A 24,372-nucleotide genomic window follows, 5' to 3' on the forward strand; every position below is an offset into this window, starting at 1 on the left:
TGGCTAGTGTAGCCCAGCTGTCAACGCCCCTTGTCCGTCACTCGTCCGCAGTGCAGGGCGTTGGCCAACACGATGCCGCGATTGTTCACCGTGTCATAACAATCGATCTCGCCCGCGCGTTTATGATCGCCTTGGTGCAGGTCAGGGCGCTCCAGGCGCAGGAAAGCGTCGATGTCCGCGTCTTCGGCCAAGTCCAGCAAGGGGTAGGACATCAGGTAGGCAATGCCGTGGCGGGGTTCGGGCACGGGAGGCGCTTTACGACGACGGTCTGTGGGAAATGTGCGGTCATCAATGATCACTTCCGCGCGGGTTTCCGGGTCGGGCGCTGCCAGGATACGGATGGTGCCCGGAAGCTGCGGCGCCTTATCGACGACCATCCGGTTGCGGCTGGCATTGTCGCGGTCGGTCAGTTCCTCCACACTCATGCCGGTGGCGCCGGCGAGCATGAGCGACCAAGCATCGCCCGAGTCCATCTCCGTGATGAAGTCCACGTTTAAACCGCGGGCCGAATTCCCCAAAGCGATGGTGCGTAACAGAGACGTCACCCCACTGCCCTTCTTCCCGTACACCACGGTGACGGTACCAGTGCGCAGGCGGCCAAACTTTTTGTCCATCCGGTGCATCCCCCACGTGGTCGGTGCGGGCCGCTCCACCCCGAGCAGGTGGGCCAGCATGCGGCCGGTATCGCCGGAGAACTCCATCTCTGTGGCAGAGGTAGGGCAATTGAGCAGTGCCAACTCAAGATCTGCGGGGTCATGGTGCTGGCCGGCCCAGGTATAGAGCACCTCGATGTAGTGGGAGTAGCTGGCCGTGTTCCACGGACCGACGGGGTCAATGTCCACGCCCGCGCGGTTGAGGTTCGTGGCCACCTGGCTGTCCAGCACGAAGGCTTCCGGGGTGACCGCCGCCAGGTAGCGGGTGAACATGGCGGGGCCGATGTGGGAGAAGTTATTGCGCGAGCCGGTACGGAACAAGGTGTAGGCGGCGGCGACGTCCTCGTTGGCGGTCGCGGCAATCTCGCGCAGCTTCTCCTGTGCCTCCGGGGTGGCGATGGAGCGCAGGCGCTGCTTCGCGCCGCGCAGCGAGGATCCCGAATTGGCTGCGATGACCTGCACCATCAGTAGGGTTGCTGCTGCAGGATCGGTGGCTGCGTGGCCTGCGGCTTCCACCATCTCCGCCTCGGTGATGGTGGTGTGTTCCAGCGTGATATCCAGGCCCACGGAGGTCAGCATCTTGTTCATCCCGGCGCGGTTGATGGGATAGGACTCAGCCCAGGGGGTGCGCCCGATATGGATGGCTAGCCAGACAGGGAGGGTAGGAATCTGCTCATTCACAACGAATCATCGTAGCGGGGCGGGCAAACCGGGTATTGTGCCACCTTGTGATCTATGGACTGTTCGCCTATTTAACGTGGGGCCTGTTCCCCGCTTTCTTCCCGCTGCTGAAGCCGGCCGGGCCGGTGGAGATTTTGGCTCACCGCGTGGTGTGGACGGCGGTGCTGATGGTGGTGGTTCTCACCATGACGCGCCGTTGGGGTGAGCTGCGTCAGGCGGGTGGGCGGCAGTGGTTGTTGATCGCCTTGTCCGGCGCACTGATCACGGCGAACTGGGGGATCTATGTTCTGGCGGTGAATTCTGGCAACGTGGCTGATGCCGCGCTGGGTTATTTCATCAACCCGCTATTTTCTGTGTTGCTGGGTGTGATCTTTTTGAAGGAGTGCCTGCGCAAGTGGCAGGTTTTTGCGGTGGGTATCGCTGCACTGGGTGTGATCTGGCTGCTGGTCTTTTCGGCGCAGCCGCCGATCATGGCGTTGGGGATGACGGTCACGTTCGGCCTGTACGGCCTGGCGAAGAAGCGCGTGAAGGTGTCGGCGCAGGCCTCGCTTGCAGGTGAGACGCTGGCGATGCTGCCCCTGGCCGTGGGCTTTTTGATCTGGCTGGAGGCCACCGGGCGCGGCACGGCCATGTCCGAGGGCCCGGTCCATGCGCTGCTGCTGGTCACCTCTGGGCTGGTCACGGCGATCCCGCTGCTGCTCTACGGTGCCGGGGCGAAGCACCTGAACCTGACCACGCTGGGGATGCTGCAGTACATCACGCCGACGATGCAAATGCTGTGGGCGCTCTTCGTTACCCAGGAGCACCTCTCGGCGTCCAGGTGGGTGGGTTTCATCATCATTTGGGTAGCGGTAGCTATTTATCTGTGGGACATTCTGCGTTTCGGCAGACAGCGGCGCGCGGCTAATCGGGCATGACTACTGGCGAGACACCGAACCTACCCCACTGCGCGTCTGCAGGAAGTGCCTCGACGGCAGCGACGTGGGGATCGTCGTCAAGCGCGCGGAGGGCCGCCGGGTAGTCCCACACCACAACCCCGTTCAGGGTGTTTATTGGCTCGGGCATCGGTACATCAGCAAGTGCCGTGGCCACGCGATCCAGCTCACGCGCGTAGACATCGGAGCGGTTCTCCCCATCGATGGGCTCTGGAAGTGGGCGCGGGTGGGCATCAGCGATTACCATCGCGTTGACGCGGCCGACCGGCTCGGTCACTTCGCCAGCTGGCTCAGCTTCGAGGGGTTCGGTGAAAGTGACCAGGGCGAAGTGATGCGCGTCCTCGTCGTTAAGCGCGCGCAAAGACTCGTCGGCACGCGCGGCGTAATCCGTGAAGCTTTCCCCTTGCTCCATGCCAAGGCTGTCGCCGTTGATGGGTGGCGGTGGGTCCGAGCGCATACCAAGCACGACGACGAGGCCCACTAACACCACGATGCTGATGGCCGCGACGACGGCACGGCCTCTATCGAAGCGGCTCATCCGCGCATCACATCTAGGGCGGACTGGAGGTCATCCGGGTAGGGCGATTCCACTTCCATCCACTTGCCCGTGCGCGGATGGTGGAACCCGAGGCGCACCGCGTGCAACCACTGGCGGGTCAGCCCCAGTCGCTTGCCCAGGTTCGGGTCGGAACCGTACATCGGGTCGCCGCAACACGGGTGGCCCAGCGCGGACATGTGCACGCGGATCTGGTGCGTTCGGCCGGCCTCCAGGGAGACTTCGACCAGGCTGCACTCCCGGAAGGCTTCGATGACTTCGTAGTGGGTGATGGCCTGCTTGCCGTCAGAGGTCACGGCGAACTTCCAGCCGACGGAAGGGTGGCGCCCAATCGGTGCGTCGATCGTTCCGACGAGCGGATCTGGCAGCCCCTGCACCATCGCGTGATAAGTCTTTTTCACCTGGCGTTCCTTGAACGCGCGCTTCAACACGGAGTAGCCCGGCTCGCTGGCCGCGACCACCATCACCCCCGACGTGCCCACATCGAGGCGCTGCACGATGCCCTTGCGCTCCGGCGGGCCGGAGGTAGAAATACGGAAACCAGCGGCCGCTAGACCGCCGACCACCGTGGGGCCCTCCCACCCCACCGTTGGGTGCGCAGCCACGCCGACGGGCTTGTTCACGGCGATGAGATCACGGTCCGAATACAAGATGTCCAGCCCCGGGACCAGCTCCTCTTTCGGCATGGGTGGTCCCTGGGGTTCGGGCAAGGTGACCTCAAGCCGGGCGCCTTCGACGAGGCGATCGGATTTGGAGACTGTGTGGCCGTCGACAAGCGCCTCCCCTGTCGTCGCTAGTTCAGCGGCGACCGTGCGCGAAATACCAAACATCTTGGCCAGGGCTGCGTCCACGCGCATGCCGGCCAATCCCTCGGGTACCGGAAGGCTGCGGAAATCTCCTGTCACTGGGCCTCACCGTCCTTAACCTCCTGGGCGTCCTGTTTCTCCGCCTTATCCGAATCGTCGAGGAACACGGCGATAACGAAGACGACCACGCCGATGGTGATGGAGGCATCCGCCAAGTTGAACACCGCGAAGTTGCCCACAGAGATGTAGTCGACCACATGTCCAAACCAGAACCCTGGCTCGCGGAAGAGGCGATCGCACAAGTTACCCAGCGCGCCACCAGCGATCAGGGCGATGCCCACCGCATACCACGGCTGGCGAATGAAGAACGCAGCGATCAACGCGCCTACGACGAACACCAGCTGAATCGTGGTGAACAGCCAGGTTGAGTCCTGCCCCATAGAAAAGGCAGCACCGGGATTAAACAGGAGGTAGAAACGGAACCAGTCACCAATCACGGCGACGGCTTGGCCGGGTTCCAGCCAGTTCAGCATGAGCTGTTTCACGGCTTGGTCGATCAGGGCCACTATGACGATGATCGCCACCATCAGGCCAACGTAATTGCGCTCCCGCTTCTTCCTTTGAGATGTCCTGTTCACTTGCACCATTGTTCACTACCTTAGTACCCAAATGCTAGTTTGCCCCGTGAGGTAGTTTGTTGGTGTGAGTATTCGTCATAAAGCACCAGCCCTCCTTATTCCGGTCGCGCTCGCCTCCACACTGGCGGCCTGCGGCGGGGAACCCGACCCCGTCGCCGAGGTTCCTGCGTTCCCCGTGGACGTGGCGCGGGTGGAAGTTGTTGAAGCGGGCACGGATCCGCAGGTGCTTTCCTACAATGACGTAGGCGGTGAGGAGGAATCGTCGACACGCACCGTGACCACCGAAACCGGATTCGACCAGAACGTGGTCGCGTCCGACGCAGTAGATCCCGCCGCCCAGCCCACCGAGGAAACTGATGCGCTGACGCTGCCGCTGGAGGTGCGCACGCTGGAAGCGCCGGCGGCCGGGGAAGGTGAGCTCGACGCGTCGCGGCGCGTGGAACTGCGCGTTGCCGACGATGTCTCCGCCGACCTTGCGTCTGCCACCGGCTTCTTGTCCGTGTGGCGTGGCACGGATGACGGGCGTGTCAGCACAGTGAAGCTGCTTGCCCCCGAGGAAGCCACCGAGGACGCGCGTGCCACGGTGGAATCGGCGCTGATGTCCGTGCTGTCCAGCACAGTGATTTTCCCCAGCGATGCCGTGGGCGTGGGTGGTTCCTGGACCGTGGAATCACGTGTGACTGGTGGGTCGACGATGCTGCGCACCACAACCTATACGGTCACCGATATTCAGGGCGATCAGGTGATGTTGGACGTGGTCGTCGACCAGCGCCCCGCGCAGGAAACCTTGAACTTTGATGCCGAAACTGCCCCGGACTTGGCGGGGCAATCCTTGACGGTGGAAAGCTCCGATACCGTCGCGGAGGGCTCCCTCACCGTCGACCGCACCGAGGCCCTGCCCGTGGACGGGGCGGCGTCGGCTTCGACGCGCGTTGTCTACGCAGGTGCCGACGAGGATTTCCGCATCGTGCAGGACTACACCGAGAAGGTGAACTGGTCATAGCCAGTTGCGGTGCAGAGTAGAATGGATGTAGTTATTGTTCATTCTGCTAGGAGGCCCCCATGGTCGCATCGCTGCACTTCAATATTGACGGTGTCTCATTTTCTTATCCTGGGGGCCACCGCGTACTCACGGATATCTCTTTTGCCGTCCCCTCCGGCTCCGTCACCGGCCTGATCGGCGAGAACGGCGCGGGCAAATCGACACTCCTATCGTTGATTTCCGGTGACTTGGAGCCGGACGTCGGCCAGATCATCACTCCCCCAGTCACCGGCTTCATCGCGCAGGAGACGGAGCTGCCTTTTAGCGCGCCCGCGCAGGCGCTTATCGACGAAGCCGTCGCGGAACTGCGCGCAGTCGAACAGGCCATCACCGACCTCTCCCAGGCGATGGTGGATACGCCCGAGGACACGTCGGTGGCCGAGAAGTTTGACCTTGCCCTGGCTCGTGCGGAGTCTTCTGGCGTGTGGGAACTGGATGCGCGTGTCAGCACCGTGCTGGCCGGGTTGGGCCTGTCGAACGTGGATCTTGCCACTCCTCTTGGTGAGATGAGCGGTGGGCAGCGCCGTCGTTTTGCGCTGGCCACGCTCTTGCTACGCCCAGTCGATGGCATGGTGCTGGACGAGCCCACCAACCACTTAGATGACGAGGCGGTGGACTTCCTAGTCGCTGAGCTGGAGGCTTTCCAAGGCCCCGTGCTGGTGGCCAGCCATGACCGCTACTTCTTGGATACTGCCTGCGATGGCATCGTGGATCTAGACCCAGGTCTGGGCCCCGAGGGCGGATTCGGTGAGGAGACCCGCCAGGGCAACCGGTTTACCGGCTCTTTCTCTGACTACCTGAAGGCGCGTGAGGCCCGCCGCAACCGGTGGATCAGCGACTATAACGCCCAGGAGCAGGAACGCGCCCGGTTGGAGAAGGCCGCCGAGCAAACCGAAGAGGATGTGTTCCACTCCCACGACAGCAAGACCGAGATCCGCATGGCCGCCAAGTATTATGCCGACCGTGCCGCGAAAACGCTGGGCAATCGCACCCGTGGTGCGAAGAACCGGCTGGAGGATCTGGAACGTAACCAGCTTCCCAAGCCACCAGAGCCGTTGCGCTTCCACGGCATTCCAGAACACACGGCGGCAAGCCTGGGCGAGCCGGCGGTTGCTGCCAAGGACCTGGCTGTGGAGGACCGGCTGGCTCCGCTGACCATCAAGGTCCAGCCTGGTGACCAGCTGCTGGTGGAAGGCCCGAACGGTTCCGGCAAGTCCACCTTGTTGAAGATCCTCGACGGCCATCTCACCGACTACGAGGGCGAGCTGCGCATCCCCGAGGAAGTGACCGTATCCCGCCTGGAACAGGACGACGATTGGCAAGACCTTTCCATCACCGCCCAGCAGGCTTTCGAGGCCCGCGTGCCCGCCGGCACACCGTCCCTGGTGGAAATGGGGCTGATGACCGAAGAGCAGGTGACCAAACCTATCGCGGACCTCTCTTTAGGGCAGCGTCGCCGCGTCTCCCTGGGCATCATCTTGGCCTGCCCTCCTGATCTGTTGCTTCTCGACGAGCCCACCAACCACCTCTCCCTGGCCTTGGCGGAGGAATTGGAACAAGCTCTGTTGGGTTTCCCAGGCACCGTGATCATGACCAGTCACGATCGGTGGATTCGTCGTCGTTGGCGCCAGCGGATCGAGAAAAAAGAAGATCGCGCCACGATCCTCACGTTGGAGACCTTGTGGTCCGATGAGGTGTGGCGCGATAAAGCGTAGCTACTGCGCAGGTGCTTCGGCAGGAGCCGGAGCCTCAGGCGCAGGAGCCGGTGCGTCCGCCGGGGCCTCAGGCGCTGGCGCCTCTGCTGGTGCCGGTGCCGGTGCCTCCTCGGGGGCTGCCGGTTCGCCGGCCTGGCACATTGCTGGGACCTGTTCCGGGGCCACCGTGTTGGTGATCAGGGTGCACGCCCAGGACTGGGAGAGCTTCCATGTGCCATCTTCGTAGACGAACTCAACGTTTTCTGCCAGCTGGGTTGGCTGATCAGGCTGAGTGAAATTGACCGTGGCCAGCACCGAGTTTGCGGAGTAGCCAGGCAGAACCGGGTCGACGACCTGGAAGTCAGCGCCGGATTCTTCCTTGGAAATCGTCATCGTGTCGAAGAGCTCGGGCGCGGTCTCACCGCTCTGGACGGTGTTCACGCGCTCTTCCATCGGCAGGTTCGGGTCGGTGGCCCGTGCTAGGACCTCGTTGAGGTCGGCCGCCGTCGGCAGTTCCGGAGCTGGGCTTTCCTGAGCTGCGGTGTCTTCGTTGGCATCCGAGGCCGCGGTGGTCTCCGAGTTCGTCGACCCGTCGTTGGCGGCTTCGTCGTTCGAGCACGCTGCCATTGTCACGGCCACGCCAAAGGTGGCGATGATTGCAGTGATCTTGTTGAGTTTCACAATTTCTCCTTGTGCGTTTCGGGCTACGGGAATGGGACTCCGCACGCGTCAATACGCCTTCCCACGTTACCGTTTCGTAACTTCCATGCCAAAGAGCGACGCACTGTGGCAAGCTATTTCTATGCCCGATCCTCATGTTGCCGTCATCGCCACTGGTGGCACCATCGCCTCCACCGTAAATGCGGAAGGCGCCCGCGTCCCGACACTCTCCGGCGCGGCCCTCATCCGTGCGTGCGGCACCCAGGTTCCAACGCGCGTCATCGACAACGCTTCGCTGGATTCGTCTGCGATGGGCTTAAGCGACATCGACACGCTTGCCGACGAGGCGCAGCGCGCACTTTCCGACGAGCACTGCCGCGGCGTTGTGATCACCCATGGCACCGATTCCATGGCCGATACCGCCATCGCGCTCGACTTGATGCTTGACGACGATCGCCCCATCGTTCTCACCGGCGCCCAAGAACCCGCTGACCATCCCGACGCTGACGGGCCAGCCAATCTGCGCGGCGCGATCGACTGTGTGGTATCTCCTCCTGGGGTTGGCGTGCACGTCTTCTTCAACGATGTTGCTTTACCCGCCCGGGGATTATTCAAACAGCACACCTCTAATCGTGATGCTTTTGCACTGACATCTGAAAAGCCGCTGCGCCGCCCCTCCCCCGTCGGGCTCTGCTCCTTGGAGGGCATAGACGTGGTTGTTGCCGCCGCGTGGCCCGGCGCGAGTGGAGAAGTAATTGATGCGATCGTCGATACGCGCCCAGACGGCATCGTCGTCGAAGCGCTCGGCTCTGGGAATGTTTCGGACAGCATGGGGGCGGCCCTGGTGCGCGCGCTGGAGTCTGGCATTGCTGTGGTGATCACGACACAGGTGCCGCGTGGTGCCGTGCAGTTCTCCTATGGCGGTGCCGGTGGCGGAAACACGCTTGGCACCCGCGGTGCTATGTCGGCCGGGTGGCTTCGCGCTGGTCAGGCGCGCATGGCATTGACCGTGGCACTAGCTGCGGGCGTGGATCCGGCTACCCTTCTGGGCTGATTTTTCTGCAGCTGCAGAATTCTGCCGACGGTTTATTCCGCGGGTTCCCAGTCCTCCCAGGCCAGCGAGTCCACGGGGTCGGCGTGCTTCAAGTCGGGGTCGTCGACACGCAATGTTTTGATCCGTCCCGGGCCGGTCGCGCGGGTTTCAAAGCGGATGGTCACCCAGCCGAGGCCGGAGCCTTGCACCCAACCGTGGCCGTACTCGGGGTGGTACACGTCCTGGGTGGCGCGCCAGTGGCCAGGCTGGTCGGCGGGAGTGATGTCCACTTCGATGGAATCCGCGCCTGCTTGACCCGCGTGGTCGCTAACTCCTGTTTCGTAGTCCGTGTCAACGGGCTGCGGGCGGATGATCTGCTGGTCCAGCTCGGGGAAGAGCACGTGCTGCAGCCCGTCTTCCAGCCCGGAGTAGCTCACCCCGACCAACCTGATGGGCCCGACTTCGTCGGGGTAGCGCACCAAACGGAAGGCGGTGGCCAGGAGGGTTTCGGCGTCGTCGGTGGCATAGGGCAGCGTGGCGGAGCGGGACTCAATGCGAAAGTCCGCCATGCGCAGCTTCACGCTGACGGTGCGGGCGCCGCGGCCATCTTTTAACAGGCGCCGATGTGCGTCCTGGGCTGCACGAGTCATCGCCGCATCAACTTCGGGTGGAGTGGTCAGGTCGTGCGGATAGGTGTGCTCGGCGGAGATCTGCTTGGCTTCGGCGCGTGGTGCGACGGGCCGGTCGTCGTGGCCGCGTGCCAGGGTCCACAATTGGCGACCTACTGCCCCGCCAAGGGCGATCTCTACTTCCTTTTCGCTCAGCGCGGCCAAGTCGCCGATGGTCTCTATCCCCATCGTGGATAGTTTGCCCTGGGTGACAGGGCCAACACCCCACAGCTCTTTGGCGGGCAAGGCGTGCAAGGTCTCTAATTCGTGGTCCGGGTCTAGGACGTAGATCCCATCGGGTTTTGCCAGTTCAGAGGCGATCTTGGCGTATTGCTTCCCGGAGCCGGCACCGATGGAGGCTGGCAGACCGGTCTCGTCTTTGATGTCCGCGCGGACCTTTTCGGCCCATTCGCGGACTTCGCCGACGGTGGCGTCGATAAGCTCGGGTGGCTCCATGAAGGCCTCGTCGATACTGAGCTGTTCGACCACATCCACGTGCCTGCCCAAAACCTCGAACACCCGGCGCGAGGCCGTGGAGTAGACGGCGCGGCGGGGCGCGACGAGGACCACGCGCGGGCCGACAAGCCGGGCTGCGCGGTGGGTGGGCATGGCGGAACGGGCACCGTATTTGCGGGCTTCATAACTGGCACCGGCGACGACTCCCCTGCCCGACACCCCGGCGACCAGAACTGGGCGACCTTTGAGGGTGGGGCGGGTCAACTGTTCGCAGGACGCATAGAACGCGTCCATGTCGATGTGTAAAACCCAGCGGCGCATACCTCTACGGTACCCAGCTAAGGTCGTCTTAAAGCAACCGCGACCACGATCAACGCCATGCCGATCAGCTCCGCGAGGCTGAGCCACTGGGCCAACGCTACCGCGCCAATGACCGCCGCGACCACCGGCAAAATCGCCTGCAGCACTGCGAAATACGCGCGACCGACCTTGCGCAGAACGATCTGATCGATCGAATAAGGCACCGCGGCCGACAACAAGCCAAGCCCCATGGCCAAACCAAAAGTGACCCCGGGGTCCTGTGCGACCTCCGCAGGCCACAGCCAAACAACAAGCGGCAGGCCGATCACCGCCGCCCAGCTAAAGCCGATGGCGGTCGAAGCACGCGAAGTCGCGGCATCGCCGGCAATGCGGGAACCCGCCACGATATAGCCAGCCCACAGCAACCCGGCGGCCAGGGCCAGGATGATGCCGGCGGCATCGGTTGCCCACGTCGCACCAGAGATCACCAGCACACCGGAACCTGCGAGCAGCAGCGCCACCCAGTCGCGCAGGCTGCGCGAGCCGATTGCTGCCACCGCGATCGGGCCTAAGAACTCGATGGCAACGGCAGTGCCCAGCGGGATGCGCGCGATGGCCTCATAGAACGTCATGTTCATCGCCATGGTCACCACGCCGTAGATCGCCGCCGCTCGGCCGACCGGGCCCACGAAGTCCCGAATCTGCGGGCGGTTGATCACCAGGACGATCAAGGCCGCAGCACTCATGCGCATCCACGCCACCACCGTGGGCGGAAAAATGTCGAAGAGCCCCACCGCGATGGCCGCACCCAGGTACATCGAGGTACCTGAGACAACCATCAGCGCTGGGGCTGTCAGACGCTCACGCATTTTAGGCGTTCTTCTGCACCGTCGCGGTGACACCGTCCACGATGTCATGGCCGTCAGCCACTGCATCGGTGGTCACGGTAAAGGAGGTGGACAGGGTCTCCGCAGCGATGTGATCCGCATGGCGGTTGGCCCACTCCTCCTTCTCCGCAGGTACCGACAGCGTCGTCGTAATGCGATCTGAGACCTCAAAACCGGATGCCTTGCGTGCGTCCTGCAGGCCACGGATGACGTCGGCGGCCCAGCCTTCCGCCTCAAGTTCCTCGGACACGGTCATGTCCAGGACGACAAGCCCCTCAGTGCCGTCGATCGCGGCGGTGGACTCGGGATTCTCCGCCACGAGGCGCTCGGTGTACATCTCCGGGGTAAGGGTGATGTCACCGTCAACGATCACGTTCTCGCCGTCGCGGGTGTAGTTGCCGGCCTTCACGTTCTTGATCGCGCGCTGGACATCCTTGCCCAGCGACGGCCCGGCCACCTTCGCGTTGACCACCACATCGAAAGATCCGACCGCATCAACATCGTTGGTCAGCTCGACATCCTTGACGTTAACCTCGTCGCGGATAATGCCGGTGTAGTCCGCCAGCGTATCTGCCTCCGGCAGCGCCACTGTCAGCTTCGGCAGTGGCAGGCGGTTGCGCAGCTTGTTGGCCTTGCGCACGGAGCTTGCCGACGAGCACACCGCGCGGGTCGCATCCATCACAGCAACCAGATCCGCATCCGCCGGGATGACCTGCGCATCCGGGTAGTCGGTCAGGTGCACGGAACGCTCACCGGTGAGTCCGCGGTAGATCACCTCGGTGACATATGGCAGCAGCGGTGCCGCCACGCGGGTGAGAACGTGCAACACGGTGTACAAGGTGTTGAATGCCTCCGGGTGTTCCTCCTGGCCGGCCCAAAACCGGTCGCGGGAGCGGCGCACGTACCAGTTGGTCAGCGCGTCGGCGAATAGGCGCACCTTATCGCACGCCCCAGAGATGTCGGTGGTCTCCAGTGCATGATCCACTTCAACGACGAGGTCATGCAGCTTCGCTAGGATGTAGCGGTCCAGGATGTGCCCAGAATCCGTGGAGAACTCCGCCTCCTGCGAGCTGTAGAGCTGCAGGAAGGTGTATGCGTTCCAGATCGGCAGGAGTGCCTGGCGCACGCCTTCGCGGATGCCTTGCTCGGTGACGATCAGGTTGCCGCCGCGCAGGATCGGTGAGGACATGAGGAACCAGCGCATCGCATCGGAACCATCACGGTCGAAGACCTCATTGACGTTCGGGTAGTTGCCCTTGGACTTACTCATCTTCTGGCCATCGTCGCCAAGCACGATGCCGTGGGCGACGACCTGCTTGAACGCTGGGCGATCAAACAGTGCGGTGGACAGCACGTGCAGCAGGTAGAACCAGCCGCGGGACTGGCCGATGTACTCCACGATGAAGTCCGCCGGGTGGTGCTTTTCAAACCACTCCTTGTTCTCAAACGGGTAGTGGAACTGCGCAAAAGGCATGGAACCGGAATCGAACCACACGTCCAGCACGTCGGGCACGCGACGCATGGTGGACTTGCCGGTTGGGTCGTCCGGGTTCGGGCGGGTCAGCTCGTCGATATATGGGCGGTGCAGCGATTCCGGGCGCACACCGAAGTCGCGCTCCAGCTCGTCGAGGGAGCCGTACACGTCGGTACGCGGGTACTCCGGGTTGTCTGACTGCCACACCGGGATCGGGCTGCCCCAGTAGCGGGTACGCGAGATATTCCAGTCGCGCGCATTTTCCAGCCACTTGCCAAACTGACCGTCGCGCACGTGCTCCGGGATCCACTCGATCTGCTCGTGGTTGAGCTCCACCATGCGGTCGCGGAACTCGGTGACCTTCACGAACCAGGATGGCAGCGCCATGTAGATCAGTGGCTCCCCGGAGCGCCAGGAGTGCGGGTAGGAGTGCACGATGGTCTGGTGGCGCAGCACACGCCCCTTGTCCTTGAGGTCGCGGATGATGTTCTTGTTCGCATCGAAGACCAGCTGGCCCTCATATTCCGGCACCTGGGAGGTGAACTGGCCGTCCATGTCCACCGGGATCACCAGGTCAATCCCGTACTTCTGGCAGGTCAGCATATCGTCCTCACCGAACGCGGGCGCCTGGTGGACCACACCAGTACCGTCTTCGGTGGTGACATAGTCCGCCAGGATCACCTTGAATGCGTTGGGCTGATCCGCGAAGTGGTCGAAGATTGGGGTGTACTGCAGGCCCTCCAGCTCGGAGCCCTGGAAGGTGGCTACGGTCTGCGCGTCGGTGCCGAATTCCTTGGCATAGGCACCAACCAGTGCGGTTGCCAGGAGGAATCGCTTGCCGACGAAGTCTTCTGCCCCATCGTCTGCAACCTCCACCAGGGAGTACTCCACCTCTGGGTGCACCGCTAGTGCCAGGTTGGATGGCAGGGTCCACGGGGTGGTCGTCCACGCAAGGGCTGCCGCGTCGTGCAGTTCTTCGTGCTTCGCCCAGGTGTCCGCGCCGGCGGTGCCTTCTTCAGCACCTGTGAACGGCATGGTCACCGTCAGGGTGGGGTCTTGGCGTTCGCGGTAGGAATCGTCGAGACGTGTCTCTTGATTGGACAGCGGGGTGTGCTCGGCCCACGAGTACGGCAGGACACGGAAGCCCTGGTAGATCAGGCCCTTGTCGTAGAGTTCCTTGAAAGCCCAGATGACGGACTCCATGTAGGTCAGGTCCATCGTCTTGTAGCCGTTGTCGAAGTCGACCCAGCGGGCCTGGCGGGTCACGTATTCTTTCCACTCGTCGGTGTACTCAAGAACGGACTTGGCGCAGTATTCGTTGAACTTGGCCAGACCCATGTCTTCGATCTCGCCCTTGTCCTTGATTCCCAGCTGCTTTTCTGCCTCGAGCTCTGCTGGCAGGCCGTGGGTATCCCAACCGAAGACGCGTGGGACGTGGTAGCCCTTCATCGTGCGGTAACGCGGGACGATGTCTTTGACGTAGCCCGTTAGCAGGTGTCCATAGTGTGGCAAACCGTTAGCGAAAGGAGGGCCGTCGTAGAAGACGAATTCCTCGTTGTCCTTGCGGTTCTCCAAGGAGGCTTGGAAGGTGCTGTCCTCGTCCCAATACTGGAGTACCTTTTCTTCCATTTCTGGGAACTTGTTGCTTCCCCCGGTCATATCGACCTTGGGGTACACGCCACCGACGGGAGTATTCATCAATCGTCCTTTCTTCACGCACAACATTCCTGTTTGCAGGGACGCGACAGGTGTCACGCGGTACCACCCTGCTTGGGCAACCAAGGTTGCCCCACTTCTTTTGTGGTGAAGAAGGTTGCGGCGCCTTCTCATCCCGTCCGGTTCTACTGGGCCACAGTGGCTGTTCTTCCGGAAGCGCTCCCCGTTGATGGCGGATCATTGCGCGCTTCGGCACTGCTAGTGCGGTGCCTCGACAGAGGTTTACTATACACGACGAAACCGCCCGGACTCCCTTTCGGGTTCCCGGGCGGTCCTACGTTGGTTTAGTTGTTGTCTGCCTGGCCTGCGTCACCGTTAGGCGCCGAGGATCCGCGGCTCTCCAGCTCCTCCAGCTGGGACTGCAACAAGGTCTTCAGGCGAGTGCGGTACTCGCGCTCGAAGGTGCGCAGCTCGGAGATCCGGTTTTCCAGTGCAGTCTGCTGGCTCTTGACTGTCGCCATGATCTCAGTGTGCTTCTTCTCTGCGTCTGCTTGCAGCTGAACAGCCTTCTCCTCCGCCTGGCGGATCTGTGCCTCAGCACGGGAGTTGGCATCGTTGGTGGTCTGCTCTGCCTTCTTCTCAGCGTCAGAGATGAGGGTATTTGCCTTGGTCTCTGCTTCCTGGGTGCGGGTCTTTGCCTGCTTATCAGCATCAGCCAGCTGCTTCTTGGAACGCTCTTCCGCGTCCTTCAGCTGGGTGTCTGCTGCCTGGCGTGCCTCGTCCAGCATGGACTTGGACTCTTCCTGCGCCTCAGCGGTCAGGCGTTCTGCCATCTCCTGAGCCATGCCCAAGACCTTTGCGGCCTGCAGGTGGGTGTCGGCAGTTGCCGGAGCCTCGTCGTTTGCCACTGATGCAGCAGCAACAGGCTGTTCCTTCTTTTCTGGCTCAGAAGACTGTTCGGATGCGCGCTTGTTTGCAGCCTCAGCGTCCTGGCGGGCCTGATCCGCGGCGACGCGGGCCTTCTTGGCATCAGCTTCAGCCTTGTTCTGGGCATCCTGTGCCTTCTTCAGCTTGGCCTCGTACTCCGCGCGGAGGTCGCCTTCGATCTGCTCTCGTAGAGCCTCTTCGTCGACCTTGTTGTCATTCGCCGTGGAACCGGCCTGCGCTGCAGGAGCAGCCGCGGCGGCACCGCCGGACTTCACCTGGCCGTCCAGTTCCTCAACGCGGGCACGCAGGTCGTCGTTTTCATCCTGCAGTTGAGCCAAGGCCTCTTCGACCAAGTCCAAGAACTGGTCGACCTCGTCCTCGTTGTAACCGCGCTTGCCAATTGGTGGCTTGCTGAAAGCGACATTGTGCACGTCTGCTGGTGTCAGCGGCATTAGCGTTCCCTTCGAGTCAAATCTAAGCACCCACCGAAAGTGTGGGCATTTTATTGCATTGTAGTTAATTTATCTTCGTTACGGTTTACTACTCTAGTCAAGACTAGTCCTTCATGGCGTAACTACCACCCTCAATCTTTACCGGAGGGCTATATTTCTCACCGTTTATGCCCGATTTTCCACCGAATTACCCCCGCCTTAGGTGGATTAAAAGATAGCGATAATAATCACACTGAGGATCATCAGGATGAGGAAAAGCACAATCACGCTGACATCGAGGGCTACCCCGCCCATGCGGATTGGCGGAATGATGCGCCTCAAGGCCTTGATCGGCGGATCGGTGACCACGAAGAAGAATTCCGCGACCACCATGAACCACCGAGGCGGATCGAACTGTCGCGAGAAGGACTGGATCATCTCAATGATCAGTCGCACAATCACGATCAACGTATATAGACGCACTAATGCGTACAGAATGGCTCCGAGCATGCTCACGGTGATCTACCCTACCTATTTCCTCACTAAACGACTAACACCCCAGCCGCGTGGGCCTTCGTCGGAAAGCCCGGACAAAGCCCAACTACGGAGGGGTGTTTCTCGCGCGACCGCCAGGTCACACGCCCAAACGCTAGCGGAGATCCGCTGCTCGCTCGAGCTCGCTGGTGGAAATCTGTGCGTTCTCCGGCACGATCGCGAAGACGTAGCGGTCGGTGTCGGCATACTTAGCCAAGTTGTGCATCTGGCCGCGCAGACCAAAGCACAGACCTGCAGCGAAGTCGATCATGCGGGTGACAGACTTGCGGTCCAATTCAGTCAGATCCATAACTACGGCATCGCCGTCGCGAAATGGCTCGCCGATATCCTTCGCATCGTTGTAGGAACGAGGCGTCACGACGACGGTCGCTGGCGTATAGGAGCGTGGCTCGCGGGTGGAGATGCGCTCCACACGCTCTGGGCGATCATAAGAGTAGGTGCGCTCTGGTGCTGGTGCCGGCGCGTACGCGGAGGAGCCGTCATCGCCGTAGCGTGGCTCGTCGTAGTAGGCGTCCTCTTCCGGGGTGTACGGCGCGAAGCCGAAAAATTCCTTGGCGTTCTTCACAAAAGACATGTGTTGTACTCCTCATTCTGATGTGCTGACCTGGCGGGTTCAACAAATGACACTGGTGTTCTTCTTGTGTATTTACCCTAAGGGCCTTTGGCCAAACACCGCGGTTCCGACACGCACGATATCCGTTCCGCACGCGATCGCCAGCTCAAAATCTCCACTCATTCCAGCGGACAACACAAGCCTGCGCCCCACGTGCTCCCCGAGGCGATCAGCCTGCTCGCGGGCCTGCGTAAACACCGCCTCCGCGTCGGATTCCAGTGGTGGCACCACCATGATTCCCCCGAAGGTTAGGTTCTCGGCTTCTTCGACCTGGGCCGCGAGAGCATCCACATCTTCCAGGGCAACACCACCGCGGGTGGGATCGTTATCCATCGATACCTGCACCAGGCACGGCAGCTGGCCTTCCGGACGATCACCGCGTTCGATCGCCAGCCCCACTCCCCGATCCAGCCCCGCCGCCAGCCGCGGCGTGTCAACGGAGTGCACCTCGGCCGCCCAACGCGCCACAGCGTTGGCCTTCTTCGTTTGGATTTGGCCGATCATTGCGATGGCAATATCGCTTGTCGACGACTGCCCCGCCAGTTCCTCGGCCTTCCCGCGGGCCTCTTGCTCACGGTTTTCCCCGACTAGGGTGACACCGAGCTCACCTAAGATCCGGATATCCTCCACGGAATGGAACTTGGATACCGGCAGCAGCGACACAGATCCCTTCTCACGGCCCGCGGCGCTCTCGGCGGCCCAGATCTGTTCGCGCACCTGATTAAGGTTGTGCTCTAGTTCTTCACGACGGCTCATTTATGCATCCTTTCCTGTCAACCAGACAATGCCCGCTTGTCGCCCGGTTGTTCCCTCGCGGCGGTAGGAGAAAAAGGCCTCGTCTGTAATCGTGTCGCGAGGATCCGCATCAATATTGGTGATCCCCAGGCTCATCAGCTGGCGCACCAAACCCGCACGAACGTCAAGGCCCGGGGTGCCCTTTTTCGTTTTCGTGCGTGAGCCCGGCAGATGCTTCTCCACATCCGCCGCCATCTCTTCTGGCACCTCATAGGATTCTCCTGCAGCCGCGGGCCCGAGCAGGACCTGGATCGACTGCGGCTGCGCGCCGCGGGCCAGCATCTCTTTCACCGTAGCCGGAATGATTCCGTTGCGCGCGCCCATCCGTCCTGCATGCGCCGCCGCAATCACCCCATTGGTGTGGTCGGCGAGCAGCACCGGAACGCAGTCTGCGACCAACACACCCAAGGCAAGACCCGGCGTGGTGGTCACCACGGCATCGGTGGCCTCCACGGGTGCCGATTGTGGCTTATCGACGAAGGCCACGTTATTGGTATGGAGTTGTTCCATCCACACGAAAGTGCCCGCGTCAACACCGATAATCTCCGCCAGGCGGGCTCGGTTCTGAGCGACGTCTTCGGGGCGGTCACCAACGTGGCCGCCCAGGTTGAAAGAGTCATAGGGGGATTGCGAAACCCCGCCAGCTCGTGACGTAAACACGAAGCGGACGGGGCGATCTTCTAGCTGCGACATACTCCATAGGTTAGCGCAGTCGCGTTGGGGCGCGACGAAGCGCAGAACCTAGCGCATGAAACTTGGCACATCCAGGTCATCATCGTCGTCGCGGTTGTCACGACGATCATCGCTGGAGGTAAACAGTCCGGTGCGGCGAGGCTCCGAACGCTGCGGTTCAGATCGTTGTGGTTCGTAGCGGTGACGGGCGGCGTAGCTATCTTCGCTGCGCTCGTCGTCACGCTCACGGTCCTCGAACAAGGAGCCACGGGCAGCGGGCGCCGGGGTGGCTTCCTCAGACACAGGTGCTTGCTCTACCTGCTGTTCCTGTGGCTGCTCCGAATCCTGTGGCAGAGCGTTGGCCTTCTCGTCGAAGCCGGTGGCGATGATGGTCACGCGGACCTCGTCGCCCAGGTTGTCGTCGATGATGGTGCCGAAGATGATGTTGGCATCGTCGTCTGCCTTCTCCTCCACCACGGACGCCGCGTTGTTGACTTCCATCAGGCCAAGGTCCGAGCCACCAGCCACGGAGATCAGCACGCCCTTCGCGCCCTCCATGGAGGATTCCAGAAGTGGGGAGTTGATGGCCTGCAGGGTGGCGTCCATGACGCGGTCGTCGCCGTTGGCGGAACCGACACCCATCAGTGCGGAACCCGCATCGGCCATGACGGAACGCACGTCGGCGAAGTCAACGTTAATCATGCCCGGGATGGTGATCAGGTTGGTAATACCCTGCACACCGTTGTAGAGCACTTCGTCGGCTGCGCGGAACGCTTCCATCATGGACAGGTCGCCGTCGGCAAGCTGCAGCAGGCGGTCGTTCGGGATGACGATGACGGTGTCGCAGACTTCCTTGAGGCGCTCGATGCCCTCGAGTGCCTGGCGGGTGCGACGCTTGCCTTCGAAGGAGAACGGGCGGGTGACAACGCCGATCGTCAGCGCGCCCATCTTCTTGGCGATGCCGGCAACAACCGGGGCAGCGCCGGTGCCGGTGCCGCCGCCCTCGCCGGCCGTGACGAAGACCATGTCAGAGCCCTTGAGGGACTCTTCGATCTCGCTCTTGTGGTCTTCCGCGGAGGTGCGACCCACCTCAGGGTTCGCGCCTGCGCCAAGACCACGGGTCGCTTCACGGCCGATGTCGAGCTTTGTGTCTGCATCGGTAAACAGCAGCGCCTGACTATCCGTGTTGATGGCGACGAATTCGACGCCCTTCAGGCCTTCTTCGATCATGCGGTTAACCGCGTTGACGCCACCGCCGCCGACACCGACGACGCGGATCATGGCGAGGTAGTTGTTAGGAGAGGTCATAGGTGAGGCTCGCCTTTCAATTAATCATGGGAGGAATATGTTCGCTTCAAGTGCTTGCTATCCATCATGGGTTAAATCAGGCCGAAAAGGTGGTTGATTTTCGCGGCGTGTCGGCACCCTCAACCTTTACTTTAGGGTTATAGTCTGGGGTTATGCCGACCCTTTCACGCTAGCTCACCGCCACCTGGCTCGGGTTAGAAATATCAAAGCGCTGGCCTTCGCGCTTCAAGACAGTGTCCAGAGCAAGCGACTTATCGTGGTTGTGTTCCGCAGCGCCCCACACCACCAGACGGCCATCATTGAGCTCCAGCTCGAAGTTGTACGGATCCTTCGCGTTGATCGCTTCGACTTCTAGACGCAGTTCTTCGGGAATGGATGCCGCAATATCCACCGCGTTTTTCCGTGCGGCCTCGTCGTCACGCGCATCGCCGACGATCTTTAGTGCCTCCGGCGGTGCCTGATCGATCGCGAATTCAGCACCGTCCGCGTTGATCAGGTGCGTCCCATCGTCTTCCTCGACATAGGCGACGGCCTGGTGCTCGGTGATGCTGATATTGAGAGAAGAGGGCCAGCCACGCGTCACAGTCACCGACTTTACCCACGGCAAACCGGCCACGCCCTGGGCGGCGGATCCGACGTCGGCACGCGCCAAGTTTGTCCCCTCAGGTACGCCTGCAGCCTCGACGACCTGCTCGGGCGCGGTGTGGGAATTGCCCTCCACGTTGTAATCACGCACCGAAAAAACCGGGGTGGCCAGGACAACGACGGCTGCGATGACCGCGACGATCACCACGGTGGCCAACCCAATCCATAATGGTTTCCGGTTCGGCCCTTCCTCAGTGTTCAAGGCAGTAGACATTCTTCCCGCCCTACTCGGTAACTTCAGACTCGGCGGTTTCAGACAAGGCCGTGAGGATCTCGCTGGCAAGCATTGTGACCGAACCAGCACCCATGGTCAAGACGATATCTCCCGCCTTGGTCAGTTCCTTCACCGTGTCCGGGGCCGCGGAGAAGTTCTTTTCGTAGACAACCTCATTGGTCATCCGCTCGGTGATGATGCGCGAGTCCACTCCCTCCACCGGTGCTTCGCGGGCGCCGAAAATGTCCAGCACCACGGCGGCATCGGCAAGCGAAAGCGCCTCCGCGAACTCGAAGGCAAACTCCTGGGTCCGCGAATACAGATGCGGCTGGAAGCAGACGACGACTCGAGCGCCCTTGCCCTCCGCCTCCACTTTCTCGCGGGCAGCGGTCAGGACAGCGTTGACCTCCGTGGGGTGGTGCGCATAGTCGTCGTACACGCGCGTGCCGACGAAAGGCCCGCCCATGACCTCTCCGTGGTACTCAAAGCGGCGGCGCACGCCCGTAAACTCGCTCAAGCCCTTCGCCAGGCGCAGCGGATCGGCGCCAGCCAGGGTGCCGGCCAACAACGCAGCAGCAGAATTCAGCACCATGTGGCGCCCCGGAATAGCTAAGGAATATTCCAGCTCAACCTGGCCGCTCTCACCAGCATCAAGGGTGACAGTGACCTTGGTGGAGCCACCCGTGACTACTTCGTCTTCGACGATGACACCTGGTGTGATCTCCGGATGCGCCTCCACGGCCTCGCGGGTGCCGTAGCCCAGCACCGCGATATCACGGTCCAAGGCGCGCTTGCCGCAGGCGGCGGCGTGGTCGTCGTCAAGACAGACCACAAGATGGCCATTGGGGGTGACGCGATCAGCGAACTCATCAAAGACCTGGAAGTAGGCTTCCCTCGTACCGAAGTAATCAAGGTGATCAGGCTCAATATTGGTGATCACCGCAACGTCCGGCTGGTAGCGCAGCAGCGAGGCATCAGACTCGTCGGCTTCTGCGACGAACGCGTCGCCGGTGCCGTGGTGGGCATTCGTCCCAGCGCGATTAAGCTGCCCGCCAATGGCGAAGGAGGGGTTCTCCCCCGCCGCCTGCAATGCCACGACCGCCATCGACGTCGTGGACGTCTTGCCGTGCGTACCCGCGAACAGAACTTGCGTGTAGCCCTGCATCAGCTCCGCCAGCAGGTCAGAGCGGCGAATCACCGGGATATTCTCCTCCACCGCGCGAACCAACTCTGGGTTGTCTTTCGGAATCGCGGCGAAGCTGGTCACCACCACGGTGGGAAGGTCACCCGCCAACTCCAAGTTTTCGGCAGCATGCCCAACGGCGATCGTCGCGCCCTGAGTGGACAGCGCGCGGACGGGACGAGAATCTTTCACGTCGGAACCGGTAACAACGCTGCCGCGGTCAAGCAAAATTCGTGCCACACCCGACATGCCGGATCCGCCAATCCCGATCAAGTGGACGCGGGACAGATCGATTGCCTCTTGAACTTGGGTCACGGCAGTAAGTCTCCTATCTAGTGTTTGGCAGCTGCAATAAGCTTCTCAGCTAAAGTACCAGCCACATCGCCGGCGCCGCTGTCGCGCAGTGCCGAACGCATCGTCTCATAAGTAGTCGGGTTGTCCAGGATGGCGATGACTTCGTCGGCAAGCGCTGTACCCTCCAAGTCTTCATCGCGGATTGTGCGCGCCGCCCCAGCCTCAACCAGGTGCGCCGAATTCAGCCCCTGTTCACCATTGCCGTGTGGCAAAGGAACATAAATCGCAGGCAGGCCCGCCGCCGAGTTCTCCGCCACCGTCATGGCACCAGAACGACACACCACGATGTCCGCGACCGCCAGTGCAGCCGCCATGTCCTTGATATAAGGCACCGCCACATAGTTGTCATGGGCGGTCGGAGCATCGTTTTTCTGCCCGTAGGCGTGGAGCACCTGGTAGCCGGCGCCCACCAGCGCGGGTACGGCGTCCACCATCGCGTTGTTCAGGCTCACCGCACCCTGCGAACCGCCAGTGACAAGGACCGTCTTCTTCTCTGGGTCCAGGTTCCACGTGGCGTGGCCGCGGCGGGCTTTCTCCCCGTCCTCATCGGCACCCACGGTTGGGCGCACGGGGATCCCGATGACTTCGCCATCCATCCCCGAACCTTCGACCGCGTTAAAGCCAATGCCACCGAGGCGCACGCCCAGCTTGTTCGCCATTCCGGCAAGAGCATTCGTCTCCAGCACGAAAAACGGCAGGCGCAGCGATGCCGCCGCCAGGTACGCTGAAGCTGCCACATAACCGCCAGTGCCGAAAACGATAGTCGCACCAGTCTTCTTGAGCACCTTCCTGGCCTGGCCCACAGACTTTGCAACCTTCCACGGCAGCCCAAGCAGCTTCAACGGCTGCTTTCGTGGCACCGGCACCGGATCAATCAGACGCAGGTCAAAACCACGCGCCGGAATAATCGACGATTCCAGCCCTTTCGGCGTTCCCAGCGCAACAACGGTGGCGCCGTGCTCGTCGCGAAGCACCTCGCCGACAGCCAGCGCGGGTTCAATATGCCCGGCGGTTCCGCCGCCGGCCAACACGACTGTAGGAGTTGTTCCCATGGTTGTATTCATTCCTTTATTATCGACGACCACGCGGGTGCTCCGGAGCAACACGCTTATCGACGCTGGTTGCGCCTCGTGCCCGGCGTGCCCGTTCCGGCGCGGCCGTGCGTGCGCGAGCGGGTGCTTCACGACGACGAGCCGTGACCGGCCGGCCATACTGAGAACGGGAGCTGCGGCGTGGCTCCTCTGTAGCGTCCGTGCGCTGTCCTGGCGCCGCGGGTTCCGGAATACCGAAGATGCGATCAAACACCGGACGCCCGTGGTTCTGCATTGCGGAGACAGCGGGTGGCTCATGGCGAGCCACCGAGGCGAGTAGTCCCATGGAGCCCAGGGTAATCACGGCTGAGGTGCCGCCGGCGGAAATCATCGGCAGCTGAATACCTGTAACTGGCAGAAGTCCCACCACGTAGCCGATATTGATGAACGCCTGAGAGACCACACCTGCAGTCAGGCTTGCCGCGAGCAGCGCCTGGTACTGGTTGCTTGCCCGACGTGCGGCGCGCAGGCCGAAGAAGCCCAGACCTAAGAACAAGAGGATCACAAGGGCGCCGCCCCACAGGCCGAGTTCCTCACCGATGACGGCGAAGATGAAGTCATTTTTGGCTTCTGGGAGGTAGAACCATTTCGCGCGTGATTGGCCGAGCCCCACACCGAAGAGGGAGCCGTCGGCAAGCGAAAGAAAGCCCTGGTAGGACTGGAACGCTGTGCCCTGGGTGTCGTCGAAACGCCCAAATAGCGCGTCGAAGAAGACGTGGAAGCGGTTGGATCGAAACCCGCCCGCGAGCAGGACCAAGAGCATGAGTACTGCGCCGAATGCGGCCACGACACCGACCCAGAGCCAGTTAATGCCAGCGAAGATCAGGACGAAACCGACGACGATGGCAAAGGACACCGCCATGCCCACGTCACCCTGCAAGACAATCAGTCCGGCACAGATTGCTGCTACGACGCCGAAGGGAACAAAACTGTTCTTCCAGTTTTCTGTGCGGGGATCCTTGTTCGCCAAAAGGCTGGCACCCCAAATAGCGATGGTGACCTTCGCGAATTCGGAAGGCTGCAGCTGGAAACCAGGTAGCGCAATCCAGGACTGCGAGCCAACCGACTCACGGCCCGTACCCAGTGGGGTAAGCACCAGGATGAGCAGGATGACAGAAAGCAACATCAGCCAGGGCGACCAGCGCCGCACCCGGTCGGGCGAAATACGAAGCGCGATATAAAACACGATCAGGCCGACAACAACCATCACTGCCTGCTTGACTGGTTGCGCCCACACGGTTTCATCGTCGACGACCGACCAGGTCATCGAGGAGCTCATCACCATCACCACACCCAAGCCGGCAAGGACCAGCACGATGGTGCGGATCATCTTGTAATCGATCAGGGGTTGGCTCGACATCCATTCAGAGGCGCGGTCAATCAGTTGGCCGGGCTTGGAACGGCGTGGGGTCGGTCGGGTTGAATGTTCGCGGGTGGTAGTCACG

Annotated in this window: 22 protein-coding genes; 4 read left to right on the plus strand and 18 right to left on the minus strand. The window is 62.0% G+C overall.

Going from position 1 to position 24,372, the window contains the following annotated elements; translation table 11 throughout:
- Window positions 1–20 precede the first annotated feature (20 nt).
- The gene (locus B097_RS0100580; protein ID WP_018580588.1) at window positions 21–1,334 is read right to left on the minus strand and encodes an 8-oxoguanine DNA glycosylase OGG fold protein; all 1,314 of its coding nucleotides are present in this window, start codon (window positions 1,332–1,334) and stop codon (window positions 21–23) included.
- A gap of 47 nt (window positions 1,335–1,381) precedes the next feature.
- On the opposite strand from B097_RS0100580, the gene rarD reads away from it, so the two are divergent.
- Window positions 1,382–2,251 carry an EamA family transporter RarD gene (gene rarD / locus B097_RS0100585; RefSeq protein ID WP_018580589.1) on the plus strand — a complete coding sequence of 290 codons (870 nt, stop codon included), beginning with the start codon at window positions 1,382–1,384 and terminating at the stop codon, window positions 2,249–2,251.
- On the opposite strand, the gene B097_RS0100590 is transcribed toward rarD, so the two are convergent.
- The 3 genes from B097_RS0100590 to lspA are packed head-to-tail and all read right to left on the minus strand — an operon-like array spanning window position 2,238 to window position 4,278.
- Entirely contained in the window at window positions 2,238–2,807 is a 570-nt protein-coding gene (locus B097_RS0100590; RefSeq protein ID WP_018580590.1) for a hypothetical protein, read from the minus strand. The genes rarD and B097_RS0100590 overlap by 14 nt on opposite strands.
- On the minus strand, window positions 2,804–3,682 hold the full coding sequence (locus tag B097_RS0100595) for an RluA family pseudouridine synthase (RefSeq protein WP_018580591.1): 879 nt from the start codon (window positions 3,680–3,682) through the stop codon (window positions 2,804–2,806). Before B097_RS0100595 ends, B097_RS0100590 begins: the two co-directional genes overlap by 4 nt.
- Before the next feature lie 44 nt (window positions 3,683–3,726).
- Complete coding sequence (lspA, locus tag B097_RS0100600; protein ID WP_081617972.1) at window positions 3,727–4,278, minus strand: signal peptidase II; 552 nt, start codon at window positions 4,276–4,278, stop codon at window positions 3,727–3,729.
- Window positions 4,279–4,333: 55 nt separating this feature from the next.
- Between lspA and B097_RS0100605 the strand changes: the two genes are divergently transcribed.
- Together B097_RS0100605 and B097_RS0100610 are read left to right on the plus strand one after the other, a co-directional pair.
- Window positions 4,334–5,272, plus strand: a complete 939-nt coding sequence (locus B097_RS0100605; RefSeq protein ID WP_244911200.1) for a DUF6263 family protein — start codon at window positions 4,334–4,336, stop codon at window positions 5,270–5,272.
- 59 nt (window positions 5,273–5,331) lie between these two features.
- Complete coding sequence (locus B097_RS0100610) at window positions 5,332–7,026, plus strand: ABC-F family ATP-binding cassette domain-containing protein (protein ID WP_018580594.1); 1,695 nt, start codon at window positions 5,332–5,334, stop codon at window positions 7,024–7,026.
- On the opposite strand, the gene B097_RS0100615 is transcribed toward B097_RS0100610, so the two are convergent.
- Window positions 7,027–7,686, minus strand: coding sequence for a WKL family lipoprotein (locus B097_RS0100615; RefSeq protein ID WP_018580595.1), 660 nt, complete (start codon window positions 7,684–7,686; stop codon window positions 7,027–7,029).
- A gap of 121 nt (window positions 7,687–7,807) precedes the next feature.
- Between B097_RS0100615 and B097_RS0100620 the strand changes: the two genes are divergently transcribed.
- Window positions 7,808–8,719, plus strand: coding sequence for an asparaginase (locus B097_RS0100620; RefSeq protein WP_018580596.1), 912 nt, complete (start codon window positions 7,808–7,810; stop codon window positions 8,717–8,719).
- A 32-nt stretch (window positions 8,720–8,751) separates the two neighbouring features.
- On the opposite strand, the gene B097_RS0100625 is transcribed toward B097_RS0100620, so the two are convergent.
- The 13 genes from B097_RS0100625 to B097_RS0100685 all read right to left on the minus strand — a co-directional run bounded on the left by B097_RS0100625 (window position 8,752) and on the right by B097_RS0100685 (window position 24,371).
- Window positions 8,752–10,143: a DNA polymerase IV gene (locus B097_RS0100625; protein ID WP_018580597.1), complete on the minus strand. Its 1,392-nt coding sequence runs from the start codon at window positions 10,141–10,143 to the stop codon at window positions 8,752–8,754.
- Between the two features lie 17 nt (window positions 10,144–10,160).
- Window positions 10,161–10,991: an EamA family transporter gene (locus tag B097_RS0100630; protein ID WP_018580598.1), complete on the minus strand. Its 831-nt coding sequence runs from the start codon at window positions 10,989–10,991 to the stop codon at window positions 10,161–10,163.
- Window position 10,992: 1 nt separating this feature from the next.
- Window positions 10,993–14,181, minus strand: coding sequence for an isoleucine--tRNA ligase (gene ileS / locus B097_RS0100635; RefSeq protein ID WP_018580599.1), 3,189 nt, complete (start codon window positions 14,179–14,181; stop codon window positions 10,993–10,995).
- Between the two features lie 302 nt (window positions 14,182–14,483).
- Window positions 14,484–15,518 carry a DivIVA domain-containing protein gene (locus tag B097_RS0100640; RefSeq protein ID WP_018580600.1) on the minus strand — a complete coding sequence of 345 codons (1,035 nt, stop codon included), beginning with the start codon at window positions 15,516–15,518 and terminating at the stop codon, window positions 14,484–14,486.
- Between the two features lie 207 nt (window positions 15,519–15,725).
- The gene (locus B097_RS0100645; RefSeq protein ID WP_018580601.1) at window positions 15,726–16,007 is read right to left on the minus strand and encodes a YggT family protein; all 282 of its coding nucleotides are present in this window, start codon (window positions 16,005–16,007) and stop codon (window positions 15,726–15,728) included.
- A 139-nt stretch (window positions 16,008–16,146) separates the two neighbouring features.
- Complete coding sequence (locus B097_RS0100650) at window positions 16,147–16,626, minus strand: cell division protein SepF (RefSeq protein ID WP_018580602.1); 480 nt, start codon at window positions 16,624–16,626, stop codon at window positions 16,147–16,149.
- A 72-nt stretch (window positions 16,627–16,698) separates the two neighbouring features.
- Window positions 16,699–17,421, minus strand: coding sequence for a YggS family pyridoxal phosphate-dependent enzyme (locus B097_RS0100655; RefSeq protein WP_018580603.1), 723 nt, complete (start codon window positions 17,419–17,421; stop codon window positions 16,699–16,701).
- Window positions 17,422–18,153: a peptidoglycan editing factor PgeF gene (pgeF, locus tag B097_RS0100660; RefSeq protein WP_018580604.1), complete on the minus strand. Its 732-nt coding sequence runs from the start codon at window positions 18,151–18,153 to the stop codon at window positions 17,422–17,424.
- A gap of 48 nt (window positions 18,154–18,201) precedes the next feature.
- Window positions 18,202–19,440 carry a cell division protein FtsZ gene (gene ftsZ / locus B097_RS0100665; protein ID WP_018580605.1) on the minus strand — a complete coding sequence of 413 codons (1,239 nt, stop codon included), beginning with the start codon at window positions 19,438–19,440 and terminating at the stop codon, window positions 18,202–18,204.
- A gap of 169 nt (window positions 19,441–19,609) precedes the next feature.
- On the minus strand, window positions 19,610–20,299 hold the full coding sequence (locus B097_RS0100670; RefSeq protein WP_048402799.1) for a cell division protein FtsQ/DivIB: 690 nt from the start codon (window positions 20,297–20,299) through the stop codon (window positions 19,610–19,612).
- 10 nt (window positions 20,300–20,309) lie between these two features.
- Window positions 20,310–21,731 carry a UDP-N-acetylmuramate--L-alanine ligase gene (murC, locus tag B097_RS0100675; protein WP_218564398.1) on the minus strand — a complete coding sequence of 474 codons (1,422 nt, stop codon included), beginning with the start codon at window positions 21,729–21,731 and terminating at the stop codon, window positions 20,310–20,312.
- An 83-nt stretch (window positions 21,732–21,814) separates the two neighbouring features.
- A complete protein-coding gene (murG, locus tag B097_RS0100680; protein ID WP_026254201.1) occupies window positions 21,815–22,888 on the minus strand; it encodes an undecaprenyldiphospho-muramoylpentapeptide beta-N-acetylglucosaminyltransferase in 1,074 nt (357 codons plus the stop codon).
- Between the two features lie 19 nt (window positions 22,889–22,907).
- Window positions 22,908–24,371 carry an FtsW/RodA/SpoVE family cell cycle protein gene (locus B097_RS0100685; RefSeq protein WP_018580609.1) on the minus strand — a complete coding sequence of 488 codons (1,464 nt, stop codon included), beginning with the start codon at window positions 24,369–24,371 and terminating at the stop codon, window positions 22,908–22,910.
- Window position 24,372 lies beyond the last annotated feature (1 nt).

The organism is Corynebacterium pilosum DSM 20521 = CIP 103422 (assembly GCF_000373805.1).
GTDB classification, from domain to species: Bacteria; Actinomycetota; Actinomycetes; order Mycobacteriales; family Mycobacteriaceae; genus Corynebacterium; species Corynebacterium pilosum.